16 protein-coding genes are annotated in these 18012 nt (G+C 32.7%); 3 read left to right on the forward strand and 13 right to left on the reverse strand.

The window, feature by feature from the left end; genetic code table 11:
* Window positions 1-19: 19 nt before the first annotated feature.
* From BM120_RS04345 to BM120_RS04380, 8 genes are all read right to left on the reverse strand, one after another.
* Window positions 20-793, reverse strand: a complete 774-nt coding sequence (locus BM120_RS04345) for an ABC transporter permease (RefSeq protein WP_091993578.1) — start codon at window positions 791-793, stop codon at window positions 20-22.
* A complete protein-coding gene (locus BM120_RS04350; protein ID WP_091993580.1) occupies window positions 768-1058 on the reverse strand; it encodes an MTH1187 family thiamine-binding protein in 291 nt (96 codons plus the stop codon). Before BM120_RS04350 ends, BM120_RS04345 begins: the two co-directional genes overlap by 26 nt.
* A 336-nt stretch (window positions 1059-1394) precedes the next feature.
* Window positions 1395-2087 carry an NUDIX hydrolase gene (locus tag BM120_RS04355; protein WP_091993582.1) on the reverse strand — a complete coding sequence of 231 codons (693 nt, stop codon included), beginning with the start codon at window positions 2085-2087 and terminating at the stop codon, window positions 1395-1397.
* Window positions 2088-2171: 84 nt separating this feature from the next.
* On the reverse strand, window positions 2172-2747 hold the full coding sequence (locus tag BM120_RS04360) for a recombinase family protein (protein WP_442956750.1): 576 nt from the start codon (window positions 2745-2747) through the stop codon (window positions 2172-2174).
* A 411-nt stretch (window positions 2748-3158) separates the two neighbouring features.
* Entirely contained in the window at window positions 3159-4778 is a 1620-nt protein-coding gene (locus BM120_RS04365; protein ID WP_091993585.1) for an ABC-F family ATP-binding cassette domain-containing protein, read from the reverse strand.
* Between the two features lie 149 nt (window positions 4779-4927).
* On the reverse strand, window positions 4928-6301 hold the full coding sequence (locus BM120_RS04370) for an NCS2 family permease (RefSeq protein WP_091993586.1): 1374 nt from the start codon (window positions 6299-6301) through the stop codon (window positions 4928-4930).
* Window positions 6302-6319: 18 nt separating this feature from the next.
* Window positions 6320-7357 (reverse strand): sensor histidine kinase, encoded by a 1038-nt coding sequence (locus tag BM120_RS04375; protein ID WP_091993588.1) that lies wholly within the window; start codon window positions 7355-7357, stop codon window positions 6320-6322.
* Complete coding sequence (locus tag BM120_RS04380) at window positions 7347-8021, reverse strand: response regulator transcription factor (protein ID WP_091993590.1); 675 nt, start codon at window positions 8019-8021, stop codon at window positions 7347-7349. Before BM120_RS04380 ends, BM120_RS04375 begins: the two co-directional genes overlap by 11 nt.
* 336 nt (window positions 8022-8357) lie before the next feature.
* On the opposite strand from BM120_RS04380, the gene BM120_RS04385 reads away from it, so the two are divergent.
* Window positions 8358-8645: a Dabb family protein gene (locus tag BM120_RS04385; protein ID WP_091993592.1), complete on the forward strand. Its 288-nt coding sequence runs from the start codon at window positions 8358-8360 to the stop codon at window positions 8643-8645.
* A 131-nt stretch (window positions 8646-8776) separates the two neighbouring features.
* Here the strand turns inward: BM120_RS04385 and BM120_RS04390 are convergent, their stop codons facing one another.
* On the reverse strand, window positions 8777-11077 hold the full coding sequence (locus BM120_RS04390) for a heavy metal translocating P-type ATPase (protein ID WP_242941560.1): 2301 nt from the start codon (window positions 11075-11077) through the stop codon (window positions 8777-8779).
* Between the two features lie 258 nt (window positions 11078-11335).
* Here BM120_RS04390 and BM120_RS04395 point away from each other — a divergent pair, with 258 nt between their 5' ends.
* Window positions 11336-11539 carry a hypothetical protein gene (locus BM120_RS04395; protein WP_091993595.1) on the forward strand — a complete coding sequence of 68 codons (204 nt, stop codon included), beginning with the start codon at window positions 11336-11338 and terminating at the stop codon, window positions 11537-11539.
* A gap of 265 nt (window positions 11540-11804) precedes the next feature.
* Window positions 11805-13643: a translational GTPase TypA gene (gene typA, locus BM120_RS04400; RefSeq protein ID WP_091993596.1), complete on the forward strand. Its 1839-nt coding sequence runs from the start codon at window positions 11805-11807 to the stop codon at window positions 13641-13643.
* A 244-nt stretch (window positions 13644-13887) separates the two neighbouring features.
* On the opposite strand, the gene BM120_RS04405 is transcribed toward typA, so the two are convergent.
* The 4 genes from BM120_RS04405 to BM120_RS11330 form a co-directional block, all read right to left on the reverse strand.
* Window positions 13888-15552 (reverse strand): glutamine--tRNA ligase/YqeY domain fusion protein, encoded by a 1665-nt coding sequence (locus BM120_RS04405; RefSeq protein WP_091993598.1) that lies wholly within the window; start codon window positions 15550-15552, stop codon window positions 13888-13890.
* Window positions 15553-15627: 75 nt separating this feature from the next.
* On the reverse strand, window positions 15628-16206 hold the full coding sequence (locus BM120_RS04410; protein WP_091993599.1) for a hypothetical protein: 579 nt from the start codon (window positions 16204-16206) through the stop codon (window positions 15628-15630).
* 180 nt (window positions 16207-16386) lie between these two features.
* Entirely contained in the window at window positions 16387-17835 is a 1449-nt protein-coding gene (gene miaB / locus BM120_RS04415; RefSeq protein ID WP_091993601.1) for a tRNA (N6-isopentenyl adenosine(37)-C2)-methylthiotransferase MiaB, read from the reverse strand.
* A 1-nt stretch (window position 17836) separates the two neighbouring features.
* A partial coding sequence (locus BM120_RS11330) for a helix-turn-helix domain-containing protein (RefSeq protein WP_091993602.1) occupies window positions 17837-18012 on the reverse strand: 176 nt, incomplete at its 5' end.

The raw sequence follows: 18012 nt of genomic DNA on the forward strand, positions 1-18012 counted from the left end.
TACAATTTTTGCTTTTCTATCAATGTTCATGATTAGACCGTATCACGATATCTCTCAAAATATTGATAGCACCTACAAATATCAGGCTAAATAAAACCACTAGAATCGTACAGGCAAATACCTTGTCAAGTGCATATGAGCTTTTAGCTCTAACCATATATACTCCCAAGCCAGAAGCTCCTCCAAGCCATTCTGCAACGGTTGCAGCAATAAATGCATATGTGCTAGATATTTTCAACCCTGTAAAAAAATCTCCCAATGCCATCGGAAATTTCAAGTGAATGAATGTTTTCAACCTACTTGATTTCATCAGCCTGAACATATTAAGAAAGTCTTGATCAATTTTGTCTATACCATCAGTAAAATTGACAAGAATAGGGAAAAAACAGGTCAAAACAACCAATAGAACCTTCGATTTTATTCCAAAGCCAAACCAAATAACTAGCAGTGGAGCAATTGTTATAGTAGGAATCATCTGTGTAACGTACATCAATGGGTATAGACTTTTTTTTATTATTGTTACAAAATCCATTAGAGTGCCGATAAATAGTGCTAGCAGGACTGAAATTATCAATCCTAGTATAGTTTCAATCAATGTAACCTTGCTATGCATCAGCAATATTTGCCAATCTTCTTTAAATTCAATTAATATGTCACTTGGACTTGGAATTAGATATGATGGTATTTTGAGCATATCTATAGTCAATTCCCAAACCAATATCAAAATAAACAAAGTAACTAATGGATAAATTCCATTTTTTATTTTTTTATCTATGGTTTTTAAGCTTTTCATCTATAGTAATTCCACCTTGTTTTTGATCTATTCTAAAAATAGTAATCACTCTCTCGCAATTTAGCTCAAATGGCAGTAAATGAACTCTCTTTGCCAATTCAAAAACTGAATCCAAGTCACCCTCTACAATTGTTGAATTGGCACTGATTTCGTATTTCATTCCACTTTCTTTGATAAGCTCTATACACTTATCTACTACTTTGTACATTTCATCCTCAGAACCATATGGTCTGAGAGGCATAACGGCAATGTCAGCAATCACCATAAAATCATCTCCTTCTCATTCGTTTTTATAATATAGCTTAAATATTTTGATAATAAAAAAATCCCACAGCGTGGGATAAATATTTCCTACACTGGCATTATCCAATGTGTCTAAGGGTCGAAATAATTCCTCTCAGCAAAAAGCTCCCCTGTATATATTTTGTTTCTCTAATTAGATTATATCATAATAAAATTTTCTGTAAAGAACTATCTATAAATATTCTAATTGTCAATAGATATGTTACACTAAATAAAGAACTATCTTATTTGTCAATACATATGTTACACTATCAATAAAGAATTAATTTGAAAATATCTAAATAGCTTTGGAAAAGCTCTAAATGATTTTGCTAACAAAATCTCTTATGATATATGCGGTTATCCCCCATATTATTTCATTTTCGTATTTATAGAAAATAACTTCATTATCGACTTTAAAGTCAAAATAATCCTTTGGTATTCTCATCTCTTCAAATGGGAAATCGTCAGCTGGTTCAAAAGTCAATTTATTTATAATAGCTTTCGGTTGAGTTGTCTTGAAAAATGATATTGGAACTGGAAGCAACCGATCTACTTCATCATTTGATATACCTAAATCTATACCCTTTACTCTTCCTAAAAAGGTGTAAATAATACCCTTATTCGGAGCTATATATTGATTTAGCTCTGAAATTATATCAATACTATCCTCATTACACATCAGCTCCTCACAAAACTCTCTAACTGCTGTATCTATAGGTTTTTCATGTGGCTCCATCTTTCCTCCAGGAAAAGATATTTCACCTGGCTGATGCTTTAGCTTATTGCCTCTAACCTCTAAAAGAATATTATCCACTCCATCAATATTTATTACTGGAATAACAACAGACGACAGCAATATCTTTTGAGAAGAAATAACATCTGGACAATGGTTTGAAAATATAGCTTCCAAATCAATATTTTTATAGCATTCTATGTTTTTATGATATTCTAACTCTATGTTTTTGTGACACTCTATATTTTTGTTACGTTCTACAATTAAATTTTCCAAATCTTCACCCCATTTCTAATATTACAAAAAAAGAGCTTAATCAAAAGCTCTTTTTGTTTCGCACATCCTATCGAACTATAGCTATTATTTTGATAATTCCTTTTTCGCCCTAATCAACGTACTTTTTGAAATACCAGTCTGTTCTTCTACCTTTTTGTATGAGTATAATTCCAACATCTTCAAAGCTTCTTCTATCTGACTTTGAGTATATTTCTTTGGTCTTCCTTCCTTGAAGCCTTCGGTTTTCTTTGCCTTGTTCTTACCAGATTGTATTCTTTCAACTAGTAGTGCCTTTTCAAATTCATTGATTGATAGTATTGTAGTGTATAGCAGCTTTCCCATTATAGAGTCATCTAATAATCCAATATCTAAAATATGTATTTTCGCACCTCTGTCAATAATTGACTGGATAATTTCACAGGCATCGCTAAGCGATCTGGCAAATCTATCCATCTTTGTAACAACAATAGTATCTCCAACAATTAATTTGTTCATTATCAAATCGAAGTCTGGTTTTATATTCATATCCAGTGAAGCTTCTTTTACAATAATACATCCAAAATACCGTTCAGTAATAGATTTTTCTTGTTCATCTAAATATCCATTTTCAACTTGCTTTGAAGTTGTTGCTCTACAGTATCCATAAATCAAAAGACACACCTCCTATCATCTCATAAAAAGTAGCAAAACTATTATCTATAAAAAGAATAGCACCTATTCGTATTTCTAATTTTTTTATACAAACATTATATCATACTTGCTATAAAAAAAACAATAACTAATATTCAAAAATAAGAAAATATTTTTGGACATTATAATTGACAAGACAATTTTATAAAAATATGGTATCAATACCATATTTATAGATTGATACCATATTCAAAAATTTTATCTAAAATTAAGTTAAAAATTTTTTTAAAAAAACAATGTTTTTCGATTATTTTTGATATAATTTTTGGCTATGCTTTATTAATAAGATTCAAAAAGCGTTTTATAACTTATACCAATAAATATTTACAATGATTTTCTTCAATTTTGTTAATAATATCGTCAGTTTTCATTTTTTATTTCTTATGATTGAACTATTTTCTTTAGTAGCTCTTGTATTTCATCACTTTCAATGAACTCATCAAAATCCATTTTTCTATCTACAATGCCATTTTCTCCAATAAATATTATTCTGTTTGCTATAGAAGAAATAAATTGATGGTCATGTGAGCTAAATAGTAAAACTCCTTTGAAATCCTCTAATGCTTTGTTTACGGATGTTATTGATTCAAGATCAAGATGGTTTGTCGGATCATCCAATATTAGAACATTGGAATTTGACAGCATCAGCTTTGACAGCATACATCTAACCTTCTCTCCGCCTGACAATACATTCGCTTCCTTCAACGCTTCATCGCCACTGAAAAGCATCCTTCCCAAAAATCCTCTTATGTAGCTTTCGCTCTTTTCCTCAGAGAATTGTCTAAGCCAATCAACCAAAGATAGCTCACATCCATCAAAATATTCATTGTGGTTCTTTGGCATATAGTCATTTGATGTAGTAACTCCCCATTTGAAGCTACCTTCAAAGCTTTCGTCTTTTCCTGATAGTATATCGAAAAGTGCCGTTGTAGCAATATCATCTCCTAAAAAGACTACCTTATCATCATTATCAAGTCTAAAGCTAATATCATTTAGTACCTTTACTCCGTCTATTTCCTTTGTTATGCTGTGTAATTCCAATACCTCGTTTCCAATTTCCCTCTCAGGCTTAAATGCTACATATGGATATTTTCTTCTGGATGGCTGTATTTCTTCAATGTTTAGCTTTTCAAGCTGTTTTTTTCTAGATGTAGCCTGCTTTGCCTTTGATGCATTCGAGCTAAACCTGGCAATAAATTCCTTCAGCTGAGCGATTTTTTCTTCTGCTTTTTTGTTTTGATCCTTCATCAGCTGTAGTGCAAGTTGACTTGATTCATACCAAAAATCGTAATTCCCAGTGTAAAGCTTTATCTTACCAAAATCTACATCGACAATGTGTGTACAAATCGTATTTAGGAAATGTCTGTCATGTGATACAACGATTACTATAGTCTCATCTAGGTTTATTATAAACTCATTTAACCATTTTATCGAAGCATAATCCAAATGGTTTGTAGGCTCGTCTAAAAGCAATATTTCAGGCTTTCCAAACAATGCCTGTGCAAGTAGTACTTTGACCTTTTCTCCTCCTGATATTTCATTCATCAGAGAATAATGTAAATCCTTTTCTATTCCCAATCCCATAAGTATTTTTTCAGCATTTGTCTCCGCATCCCAGCCGTCTAATTCTGCAAATTCGCCCTCAAGCTCTGCAGCCTTGATACCATCTTCATCGCTAAAGTCTTCCTTCATATATAGGGCATCTTTTTCTTTCATTATTTTCCACAGTTTTTCATGCCCCATTATTACTGTATCGATTACTGGAACTTGATCGTATTCAAAATGGTCCTGCTTTAATACGGACATTCTCTCTTTATCAGTTATTGAAACGCTACCTGTATTTGGCTCAATCTCACCAGATAATATTTTCAAAAATGTACTTTTTCCAGCTCCATTTGCTCCTATTATCCCATAGCAATTTCCTTTTGTAAATTTGATATTTACGTCTTTATATAGCTCCTTATCTCCAAATCTTAATCCAACATCTGTTACTTGTAACATTAATTCCTTCCTTTCGCTATTACTTCATGAAAAAAGGACCATTGAATTGATTATTAAACATTAATAATAATTCAATCAATAGTCCATAATATACTATACTACTATATTAACCAAAATAGAGCAATATTTCAATATATATTATTAATTTCTTATAAAAATGCTAGTTTTATGAAGAATAAAATAGCCAACACGACCATTACAGGTGAAATTTTTTCTTTTTCCTGCTTTGGTGCGAATATATTGTACAACAAGTTAATCAATACATATGACATTATACCTATTGTTAATCCATCACCTATACTATAAGTAAGGGCCATTCCCACTACTGTAATAAATGCCGGTAATCCTTCTGTAACATTGTGTATATCTATATTGTGGATAGAGCTCAACATCAAGTAACCGACATAAATCAGTGCAGGAGCAGTTGCACAGGCTGGAATTGCTATAAATATTGGCGAGAAGAACATCGCCAAAAGGAATAGAACTCCTACTGTAATAGCCGTATAACCAGTTCTACCACCTTCCATAACACCTGTTGATGATTCTACATAAGTAGTTACAGTTGAAACACCAAGAGTAGCACCTATAGTTGTCGCAAATGCATCAGCAAGTAATGCTCTACCTACATTTGGCACATTTCCGTTTTCATCAAGCATATTTGCTTTTGATGCAACACCTACAAGAGTACCAACTGTATCGAAGAAGTCGACGAAAAGCAATGTTGCAACCACAACAAAAAAATTACCAATATCCTTTGGGTGTGTCAAAAATCCAAAATCTACCTTTCCAGCAATCGGCTTGATAGATTCATATTTAAAAAGTCCATTTGGTAAATAAATTCCAAGCTCAGTGGCCTGCTTTGGATTCATCATTGCAAATCCCCATGCAAGTATTGACGATACAGCTATACCAGCTAAAATGGCTCCCTTTAATCCTTTTTTGTCGAATACTGCTATTACAATAAGTCCGATAAATGCGAATATTACAGTTGGTGTTATATGATTCATACTCACCAATGTAGCTTCATTGGCAGCTATCAATCCGCAACCCTTTAATCCAATAAATGCGATAAATATACCAATACCTGCTGTAACAGCGTGCTTCATATTTATAGGAATTGAATTGACAACAGCTTCTCTAACCTTGAAAAGAGTAAGTAAAATAAATATAATACCTTCGACGAATACGGCTGTAAGAGCAACCTCCCAAGGAACTCCACCTTTTAACACAACTGTGTAAGCAAAAAATGCGTTAAGCCCCATGCCTGATGCCAATGCAAAAGGTAGATTTGCCATAAAGCCCATTATAAAGCAACCTATTGCAGCTGCCAAGCAAGTCGCAGTTACCAATGCTCCAGCATCCATTCCTGCAGCAGAAAGTGTATTTGGGTTAACGGCTATGATATAAGCCATTGTCAAGAAAGTCGTCACACCAGCAACAATTTCTTTTCTTAAGTTGGTATCTTTCTCAGCTAACAAAGGAAATAGCTTTTTAATACCGCTTAATTCTTGATTTGAATTCATTTAAAACCTCCGTAAAAATTATTTAGTACATAAATTTATGTTATTAGATTCAAACTCTATTCTAAAAACTGTAGAGTTTTCTCTACTAAACATCTCATATTTAAAACCGTAGTTATCCAAAATCTGGCTGACAAAAAACAAGCCAAATCCACTACCTCCACTATTTCTATTTCTTGATGAATCGACTCGATATAGTGGATCAAAAATTTTTGCCAAATGCTCTTTTGATATCGTAACTCCAGTATTTTCAACAGTTAAAACAACAGTATATCCAGAAAGAGTATGCCTTTCCTCGTTTGCTGTTATTATAACAGTATTGTATTCTGGTGAATACATGATCGCATTACCTATTATATTGTTTAAAACACTTTCAATATCAGTCTCATTTGCAAAAATCTGCTTTGATGTTCTAATGTTTTTTATTAATTTCGTATTTTTTTTCTCATATAGAAACTTATGCTTTTCTATAGATTTTTCAATCAGTTTGTCGATTTGTATATATTCGGAAGCATCACGATTGTTGAGAATTTCATTTTTGGAGATTTCCATCATTTTATCTACTAAATGCTTCATCTCTTGAGTAGCGTCATAGCACTTCTTTAAATACAAATCTCTGTTCTTGAATTTTCCGACATTATATATCATCCCCTCCAGCTGACCACTTATGACCGTAATTGGTGTCTTTAGATCATGGGATATAGCTGCTATGAACTCCTTTTTTCTAGTCATTTGAAATTTATCATAATCAATAATCCTTATTAATGGTTCTGTTACAATACCGGAAAGCAAGTATGAGCCTATAAGCGAAAACAATGAAATAATAACTAACAGTCCGGGAAACAGAAATACGTCCGACTTGATTTCATTTTGTAAAATCAGTAATAAGTCTGGTTCGCTTAATTTTTTTGACTCTATAATAGCCGGAATAAGTAAATATATAGTTACAACAGTCGTCAATGCGAATATAATCTCCAGCACAAATGTCATAACGAAAATTTTCGTTCTTAATTTTTTTATATTTTTTTCTGATATATTTTCTTTCAATTTATTGAACATTTTTCTCCAACGTGTATCCTATCCCCTTAACAGTTTTAATGCATGGAACACCAATTTTTTTTCTGATATTTTTGATATGAGCATCGACTATTCTCGTATCTCCATAGAAATCATAGCCCCATATACTATCCAACAGATTCTCTCTAGTTACGATATGAGGGTATTTTTCTATCAATTCCTTTAAAATGTTAAACTCTTTCAAGGTAAGCTCAACATCTTTGTCTCCAACCTCAATCGAATATGTGTTAAGATTGAGCTTTAAATTGTCAAAGCTTAGAAACTCTGATGATACGCTATTGCTACTCCTTCTTAGAACAGCCTCCACTCTCTTTATCAAAATATTAAATGAAAACGGCTTTGTAATATAATCGTCTGCACCTATATCAAATCCGTTCATCTGATTGCTTTCCTCATTTAGTGCTGTAAGAAAAATTATCGGAACATTTGATGTATTTCTTATCATTTTACAGGTAGTATAACCATCAAGATTTGGCATCATTATGTCTAATATAATCAGGTCATAATCCTTTTCTTTGAATTTATGCATACATTCGATGCCATCAGAAACGGCATCTACATTATAATTATTGGCATTAAGAAATTCTACCATAAGTTCTTGTATATCCAAATCATCTTCAGCTACAAGTATATTGTATTGATTCATAATATTCCTTCTTTCAATAAAATAAAGTTCATATTACACTTCGAATTTTTGCGAACATTTATTGTAATATAAATCTGATTATAACATATTTTTTTCAAATTAGCAATTTTTTGATGAATTTTTTGTCTTTTTTTGAGATAAATTTATAATATCTAACGAAAAATACAAACATTTTTATAATCATCGAACAAAACTTCTTACAATTGCCGAACAAGTATTTTTATGATTGATTATGGTTATTAAATTATTGTATAATAGAAATAATGATAGATTTTGTGCAGTGAATCGTCCCTATACATTCTATACTGTAAGATAAAAATTTAATTGGAGGAAGCTATGAAGCATATCGTATTATTTAAGTTTGAGGATAAATCAAAGCTATTGGAAGCTGGAAGCCTATTAAAAAAGATTTATGAAAAGCTGAAAAATGAGTATAAGGTAATTTTGGATTATGACTTTAAAGTAAATTGTCTTGATAATGATTCAAACATGGACATAATACTTTTTGTCGAGCTTGCATCTGAGGCTGCTCTACCTGTGTATATCAATCATGATGAACACAAGCTATTCCTTGAAAGGTTTAAAGGACTTGGATTAATCTCCAAATCCGTAATCGATATTTAATCAAACACAATACCGACTCCCAAATGCTAGAACAAAATTCTAATGCTTGGAAAGTCGGTATTTTTGTATTTATTACACTTTGCATATCTTTATTACAAGCTGTATGTTTTTTTATATGTTATACGTCTTTATTACATAGCTTGTGTTTTTTGTACATCATATGCTTTAAAATATTTTAATCTAAGTGCGTTTGTAACAACACTAACAGATGAAAAGCTCATCGCAGCGGCTGCTATCATCGGATTAAGCAAAGGTCCACCTAAAATATGAATTATTCCTGCGGCAAAAGGTATACCAATGACATTATATCCGAATGCCCAAAATAAATTCTGTTTTATATTTCTAATGGTTTCCTTGCTCAATTTTATGGAATTGGCGACATTCATAAGGTTATTTCTCATCAATACAATGTCTGCCGATTCAATAGCCACATCAGTACCATTTCCAATCGCAATACCTAAATCTGCTTGAGCCAATGCTGGAGCATCATTGATTCCATCTCCAACCATGGCAACAAATTCATTTTCAGATTGGAAGGATTTAACTGCAGCTGACTTTTCATAAGGAAGAACCTCTGATTTGACAAGATCAATCCCCAACTCCTTAGCTATATTGTCGGCTGTTTTCTTGTTATCTCCAGTAATCATAGCAACCTTAATTCCCATGCCATGCAATTTTTCGATAGTCTTTTTCGAGCTTTCTTTGATTACATCCTCAACCTCAATCAATGCGTATAACTTTTTATCGATTGCGACGAACATTACTGTTTTTCCAAGCGATTCTTGTCTTTCTGCCAGCTTCGATATTTTATCTGAAATTTCAATGTTAAATTCGTCCATCAGCTTTCTATTACCTATTGAAATTTGTTTGTTATCTATTTCGGAACAGATTCCTTTACCTATTATATTTTTAAATTTATTTACATCTACCAAATCGACATTTTTTTCTTCGGCAAATTCTACAATAGAATCTGCAAGCGGATGTCCTGATTTTTTTTCTGATGATGCCACAAGAGTTAATAGATTTTCGATTGAAATATCCTTCTCTATTAGCTTTATATCTGTTACTCTAGGCTTTCCTTCTGTCAAGGTTCCAGTTTTGTCAAATGCTACAAGTGTAATCTTGTGTGCCAACTCAAGAGAATCGCCACCCTTTATAAGTATTCCATTGCTTGCTCCTATACCTGTGCCCACGAGAATTGCAGTAGGTGTAGCAAGTCCAAGAGCACATGGACAAGCAATGACAAGTACAGAAACAAAAATTGTAAGTGCAAATTCAAACGTTGACTTGCCTATAAAATACCAACCCAAGCCCGATACAAATGCTATTGCCATGACAACTGGTACGAATACACCAGAAACTCTATCAGCCAAATTTGCAATTGGAGCCTTTTTATTTTGTGCATCCTCAACTAGCCTTATGATTTGTGACAATACAGTATTCTTACCAATTTTTTCAGCCTTGAATTTGATATATCCATTTTTATTTATGCTACCTCCAGTTACTATGTCTCCAATATTCTTTTCTACCGGAATGCTTTCTCCTGTCAGCATTGATTCGTCAACCGACGAGCTTCCCTCAATTACAGTACCATCAACTGGAATTTTTTGACCTGGCTTCACTATGACTATGTCACCGATATTTACATTTTCCACAGCTATTTCCTTCTCGGCTCCATCTATCTCTATTATTGCAGTTTTTGCCTGTAGACTCATCAAGGATTTGATGGCATCAGAAGTTTTTTCCTTGCTTCTCGTCTCCAAGTATTTTCCCAGCATTATCAAGGCAATTATTACTGCAACGCTTTCGTAGTATAGTGGTAGATGATTATGACTCTGCATCAGACTATGATGAAAATCATGGTCAAAGCCTAATCTATACGTATTAAAGGCACTGAACACGAATGCAGCCGTAGTTGATACCGCCACAAGCGAATCCATATTGGGGCTTGCGTTGAATAATGACATAAAGCCCTTTGTATAAAACTTATTTCCAGTAATCATAACTGGTATGACCAACGCCAATTGCAGTAAAGCATGACTAAAGGGATTTTCTCTGTCGCTGATTATTTGTGGCAGCTTAAGACCAACCATTGGTCCCATTGAAACCAACAAAAGTAATGAGGCAAAGATTATCGCCAATAAAAATCTATTGAATGATATACCTTTTTCGGTATCCTCATCATAATTTTTTTCAATTTCCATTGTAAATCCAACCTTTTTTACAGCATTTTCCAAATCATCTATCTCTACAAGCTTTGGATCATACTCAACAATGGCTTTTTCAGTCGCTATATTTACACTTGCCGAAATGACTCCATCGATCTTTTTTAATGAACGTTCTGCCGATTTGGAGCAAGCAGCACAGCTCATACCCTTTACCACAAAGTCAATTTGCTTGAAGCCATCACTATTGAAGTTGTTCTTATTCAATTTAACACCCCTCCTCAATTGAAATTTATTATATGTATAATTATACCCCATTTTTTAAAAAATATCTAAATCTAATCCGTACTTATTTTCAATAGCTCTTATTGATCTTTATACTAATTATTGGCTAATTAATTTTTATCTGAATTATTATCTAGTTATTCTTTATTTGAATTATAGGCTACAATCTAATATAATATAGTTATGAAAATTATCCTTGTATTAAGGATACCCTATAATAAAATACTATGGGAGGGAAAAATGAGTAAAGCTACTAAAAATCTAATGTTGTTTATTGCACTTTTTTCAATAATTACTTCATCAGGAGCCTTGGCATACAAATTGGTATTTAATCCCAAAATGCCTTGGTTTGTAATTATTGGTGGATTGTTTTGTGGATTGGTGCTGACATACCTTGTAAAATCATATGATTCGGATGACGATTTCATGCCAAGGAACAAATAAAAAGCTATACATATAGCTTTTTTTTTGTTATACTTATTAAGTTATATCTATATACAGAATAATATTGATTCTTGAATTTGTTTTAAGACACCTTGAATTTATTTTAAAATATTATAATGTACAATTTTATAATATATACCAAATTAATATAATTTGGTACAATAATTTACAAACAGTCTAAATCTTAAAGTTTAATAATTTTACATATTATTTCTGTGAAAAAATATATTAATTTAAAAAATGAAAAAGTTAAGGAGCGTTTTAAGTGACAAGTACACATAATAAAATTATTAATATAGCAGTAATTGCCCACGTTGATGCTGGAAAATCTACACTTGTAGATGCATTTCTAAATCAGAGTGGAGTTTTTAGAGAAAATGAGGTTGTAAAAGACTGTGTTATGGACAGTAACGATTTGGAGCAGGAGAGAGGAATAACAATTTATTCAAAGAACTGTTCTATAAGACATGGTGATTATAAGATCAACATAGTAGATACGCCAGGACATAGTGACTTCTCCTCTGAGGTTGAGAGAGTTTTGAAAACAGTTGATACAGTTATTCTACTGGTTGATGCAACTGAAGGTCCAATGCCTCAAACGAGATTCGTGCTTCAAAAATCATTAGAGCAGGGTCTTAGACCGATACTATTTATAAACAAAATCGACAAAAATGACCAGAGAGCCGAAGACGTCGTTAATGAAGTTTTTGACTTATTTGTAGAGCTTAATGCGACTGATGAGCAATGCGACTTCCCTATTGTTTATGGTATTGCAAAGCAAGGAATTGCAAAATTAGAAATGGAAGATGAAAGCACTGATTTATCACCACTTTTTGAAACTATAACAAACCATGCTGAAGCATACCCAGATTATGATGAAGAACCACTGCAGGTACAGATTTCGGCATTGGCTTATGATGATTATATTGGTAGGCTTGGTATAGGTAGAGTTTTCAATGGCAAGCTTGATTCATCTGTACAAATAAATATTTGCTCTGAGGGTGAAGAGCCTAGAAAGGGCAAAATCTCAAGGCTTCAAGTTTATGAAGGCTTGAAAACAGTCGAAACAAAGGAAGCATCAAGCGGTGAGATGGTCATTATTGCTGGTATTCCTGATATTTCTATTGGCGAAACAATTTGTGATTCCGATTCCAACCTTCCAATGGGTAAAATATTAATTGAAGAACCTACTCTATCAATGAATTTTATGGTAAATGATTCTCCATTTGTAGGTAGAAGTGGAAAATTTGTAACCACAAGACATATCAAAGATAGATTGGAAAAGGAGCTTGAAGTCAATGTTGGTTTAAAGGTAGAGCCTTTGGATACAACAGATGGATATAAAGTTAGTGGCCGTGGAGAGCTACATCTATCAATACTAATCGAAAATATGAGAAGAGAAGGCTATGAGCTTGGAGTTTCAAAGCCACAGGTATTGTTTAAAAAGGACGAAAATGGAAATACAATCGAGCCTATCGAAAGGGTAACTGTCAGCTGTCCTGAAGAGTATTCTGGTACCATTATCAACGATTTAAATATAAGAAAGGGTATGATGGAGTCTATGGATCTTATAGATGGATATGTGAAAATTCAGTACCTTGTACCTACTAGAGGCTTGCTTGGATACAGAAGTGAATTTATAAACTCAACTAGAGGCGAAGGTACTCTTCTTACATCATTTGAAAGATATGAGGAATATAAGGGAGAAATACCTTCTAGATTAAACGGAGTATTGATATCTCAGGCAAATGGAAAAACAATGGGATATGCACTGAATGCACTTTCTTCTCGTGGAGTTTTATTTGTAAATCCAGGTGTTGATGTGTATGAGGGTATGATTATTGGTATAAACTCAAGAAAAGAGGATATGGTGGTAAATCCTACAAAGAACAAAAAAATGAGTAACGTTAGAGCTTCTGGCTCAGATGACGCTATTAAACTTTCACCACCTAGAATCTTTACCCTTGAAGAGTCCTTGGAATTTATTGAAGATGATGAATTAGTTGAAGTTACGCCTGATTCGATAAGACTAAGAAAAAAAATATTGAATGAAAATGATAGAATAAAATACAATAGATCCATCTCTAATAAGATTTTAGAATAGAGCAAAAAAATATTATTTACAATAATTTGATTGTATAATGTTTGGATATTAAGAATATTACACAATCATTTTTATGAAACTGTGAAAAAGGTCTGTAAATTAAAATCAAAAATAGCCTTCTATGGTACAATTATCATAGGAGGCTATTTTTATGGCAAAAATGTATGTAAGAAGTTTTTCCTACATACATTTTACTATTTATTGTTTATTCATTATCTACTGTCCGTTATTAATTGATTTTTTATTATTTATTTGGTTTAAATGAGCTCTTCAAAGGTACTATTCTATTAAATACCAAATTGTCTTTTGTAGAATATTTTGAGTCAACACAGTAGAACCCATTTCTGATAAACTGGAATTTGTCGTTTTTCTTTGCATTCTCAGTTGCTGAAACTTCTACAAATCCGTTCTTAACAATCAATGAATTGCTATTTATCTGTTCTAAGAAGTGCTTGCCTTCATTTTCTGGCTCATCATCTAAAATTAATGGCTCATATAATCTAAATTCTGCAGGCTTGCAGTTGTTTGCATCTACCCAATGGATTGTAGCTTTGACCTTTCTCCCTTCAAATCCTGATCCACTTTTCGTAGCTGGGTCATAAGTGCAATGTATCTCGATAACCTCGCCATTTTCATCTTTTATTACATCGTTGCATTTGACATAATAACCACCCTTTAGTCTAACTTCATTTCCAGGGAAAAGTCTAAAATATTTCTTTACTGGAACTTCCATAAAATCATCTCTCTCTACATACAATTCTCTTGAAAATGAAACAAATCTTTTACCCATTTCTTCATTTTTGGCATTGTTTTCTATCTCGATAAGCTCTGATTCACCCTCAGGATAATTTGTGATAACCAGCTTTAATGGATTGATTATCGCCATCGCCAAAGGAGCCTTCATCTGAAGATCCTCTCTCAAGAAGTAATCAAGCATCTGACTATCTACAGTAGAATCAGCCTTTGAAATTCCTATTTCAGAACAGAAGCTTCTTATTGATTCTGGAGTATAGCCACGTCTTCTCAAGCCTGAAATAGTAGGCATACGAGGATCATCCCAGCCATCAGTTATTCCTTCATCCACAAGCTGTTTTAATTTTCTTTTAGACATAACAGTATTCGTCATGTTCAATCTAGCAAATTCTATCTGTCTTGGAATGGCTTCCATTTCACATTCTCTCACAGTCCAATCATAAAATGGTCTTTGGTCTTCAAATTCTAGAGTACAAATAGAATGTGTAATCTTTTCAATTGCGTCTTCAAGTGGGTGAGCAAATGCATACATAGGATAAATACACCATTTATCACCAGTATTATGATGAGTAGAATGGGAAATTCTATATATAACAGGATCTCTTAGATTGATGTTTGGAGATGCCATATCAATTTTCGCCCTAAGAACCTTCTCCCCATCCTTAAATTCACCGGCTCTCATTCTCTTGAATAAATCTAAGTTCTCTTCTATCGTTCTATTTCTATATGGACTTTCTTTACCAGGCTCTTTAAGAGTTCCTCTGTATTCTCTGATTTCATCGGCACTCAAATCGTCAACATATGCCAACCCCTTATTTATCAAAAGAACTGCCCTATCATGCATTTCTTCAAAATAGTTGGATGCAAAATGTAGTTCATCCCAACCAAAGCCCAACCATTCAACATCATTTTTTATCGATTCAACATATTCAATGTCTTCTTTAGCTGGGTTTGTATCATCAAATCTCAAATTCACTCTTCCATCAAACTCCCTTGCAAGACCAAAATTTAGACATATACTCTTTGCGTGACCAATATGTAGATATCCATTTGGCTCTGGCGGAAACCTGGTTATTATACTATCATGTTTCTTATTTTCTAAATCGTCTATCACTATATTTCTAATAAAATTTGAATTTTCTCTTTCAAACGACATAGGAAACCTCCATTCTTTTTATTCTAGTAATATTTTATAGCATATCTAAGAAAAAATAAAGTGTTTTCAACAACTTTAAGATTGCATTTTTATTTCATTGTCAAATATCTCTATTGTTTTTTTCTGGATTTCTTCAATTTGTTTCAAATCATCTCCATCATATTGTCCATCTTTTCCCAATTGCAAACCAGTTTTGATATTTGATAAGATTTCGATCATTTTTTGTATATTGCTCTCAATATTTTTTTCGTTATTCTTTACCCTTTCAAAATAAGCATTGTCATTTTTATCCTTTTTTGAAAGCTCCTCCTTGTTGAATTCCATCTGCTCTATAACCTTGCTTACCTTTATGTTTTTTATTTCTTCAATCTTTATTTCAAGCTTGTCTATCTGATTTGATACTACTTTCCCACTCACCTTGTAGTTATTATCTTTAATAGCTATCAAAAATTCACCCAAGAATTCAGAGTACCAGTTATATCCTGAATTAAGTAAACCATTATTATATATAGAATACTCAATCTCATTTTCTTTATTAGACCCTGTATTCATTCTTTGATCCTGATAAACCTCTTCAGCACACCCTGTCAAATATCCCGATATGAGCAATAAGGATATAAAAAGAAAAAACGACTTTTTATTTATTTTTTTCATATATAACTCCTCTAACAAATTATTGATAAATATTTCCTTAAAGCTATTATACATCATTTGCCAAATTGTTTCCACAAATCAATTACTTGTTTCTAATAAAGAAACTATTTTATTTCCACAAGACAGCTATTTATTTAAATAAAGCGACAATTTGCTTCAACAAATCAATCATTACGTACCTTATCTCAAAATCTCGACAAGCTCTCCGTTCAATGAAAAAGACTTTGGATCAGTTATCCTCACATTTACCAATTTTCCTACCAGACTTTCGTTACCACCTGAGAAATTAACAGTTTTATTTTGTCTAGTCTTTCCAGAATAAATATCAGCCACTTTCTTAGAAGCACCCTCTACTAGAACTTCAACTATTTCACCCATATATTTCGAATTCATCTCTCCTGAAATTCTATTCACAGCCTCTAATACTCTGTCAAACCTTTGATGTTTAATATCTTCTGGTATTTGATTCTCCATTGTTGCAGCAGGAGTTCCACGTCTCTTTGAATAAATAAATGTAAATGCAGAATCATATCTCACTGCTTCTACAATATCAATGGTATCATCTACATCTGACTCAGTTTCGCCAGGAAATCCGATCATTATATCTGTTGAAAAAGCCATGCCAGGAACTTCTTTTTTTGCCTTTTCTATTATTTTCAAATAGTCCTCCTTTGAGTAATGTCTATTCATCTTTTTCAGGAGTGATGTTGACCCAGATTGAAATGGTAAATGCAGAAATTCACACACTTTTTCACAATCTCTAATCGCATAAATAACCTCATCAGAAATGTCCTTTGGATGAGAGGTCATAAATCTAATTCTCTCTAATCCATCAATTTCATTCACTTTTCTAAGCAAGGTTGCAAAATCAATTCTATCATCCTCATTCAAAGTTTTCCCATATGAGTTTACATTTTGCCCCAAAAGAGTTACCTCCTTAACACCACTTTCAACCAATTCTTTTATTTCATTGATTATATCGTTGTAATGTCGACTTCTTTCTCTTCCTCGAGTATACGGTACAATACAATATGTACAGAAATTGTTACACCCATACATAATGTTTACAAATGCTTTCACTGAGAACTTTCTATTGCTTTTTAATCCCTCTACAACTTCACCATCAACATCCCAAACATCGACCAGCATACTGTCACCAGAAAAGGTTTCGGATAAAAGTTCTGGAAATTTGTACAGGTTGTGTGTTCCAAAAATTAGATCCACATGACTGTATTTTTTCTTGATTTCTTCAACTACGTGAGGCTGCTGCATCATACAACCACACACAACAATCTTCATATTTGGATTTCTTTTTTTAATGTTTTTTAGATGCCCAAGATTTCCGTAAACCTTTAATTCGGCGTTTTCTCTAACTGCACAAGTGTTGTATATTACAATATCAGCTTGATCCTCTGAAATACCTTGTGAGTATCCCATTGCCTCTAACATCGATATTAGCATTTCGGAATCGTGCTCATTCATCTGACATCCGAATGTAGAGCATAGCCATGATTTCCTTTTACCTGTTTTATTAAATTCATCTTCATTCATTCTATGTATACGCTCAATAAATTCTTCCTGAGCTTCTATTTTTTCTTTTGGTACTTCTACCTGTTTTCTCTTTGACACGTTATTTCTCCTCTTCATTAATAATTTCTACAACATCTTCTATTTTGCAGTCTAATTCTTTACAGATTTTATCAATAACGGTTAATGTTACTGATTTATTTTTATTTAATTTTGCTAATGTTGTATTGCTCATTTTACATTTTCTTGCTAATTCTGTTCTTTTTACGTTCCTTTCAA

Origin of the sequence: Peptostreptococcus sp. D1, assembly GCF_900112955.1 — a bacterium.
Classification (GTDB): Bacteria; Bacillota; Clostridia; order Peptostreptococcales; family Peptostreptococcaceae; genus Peptostreptococcus.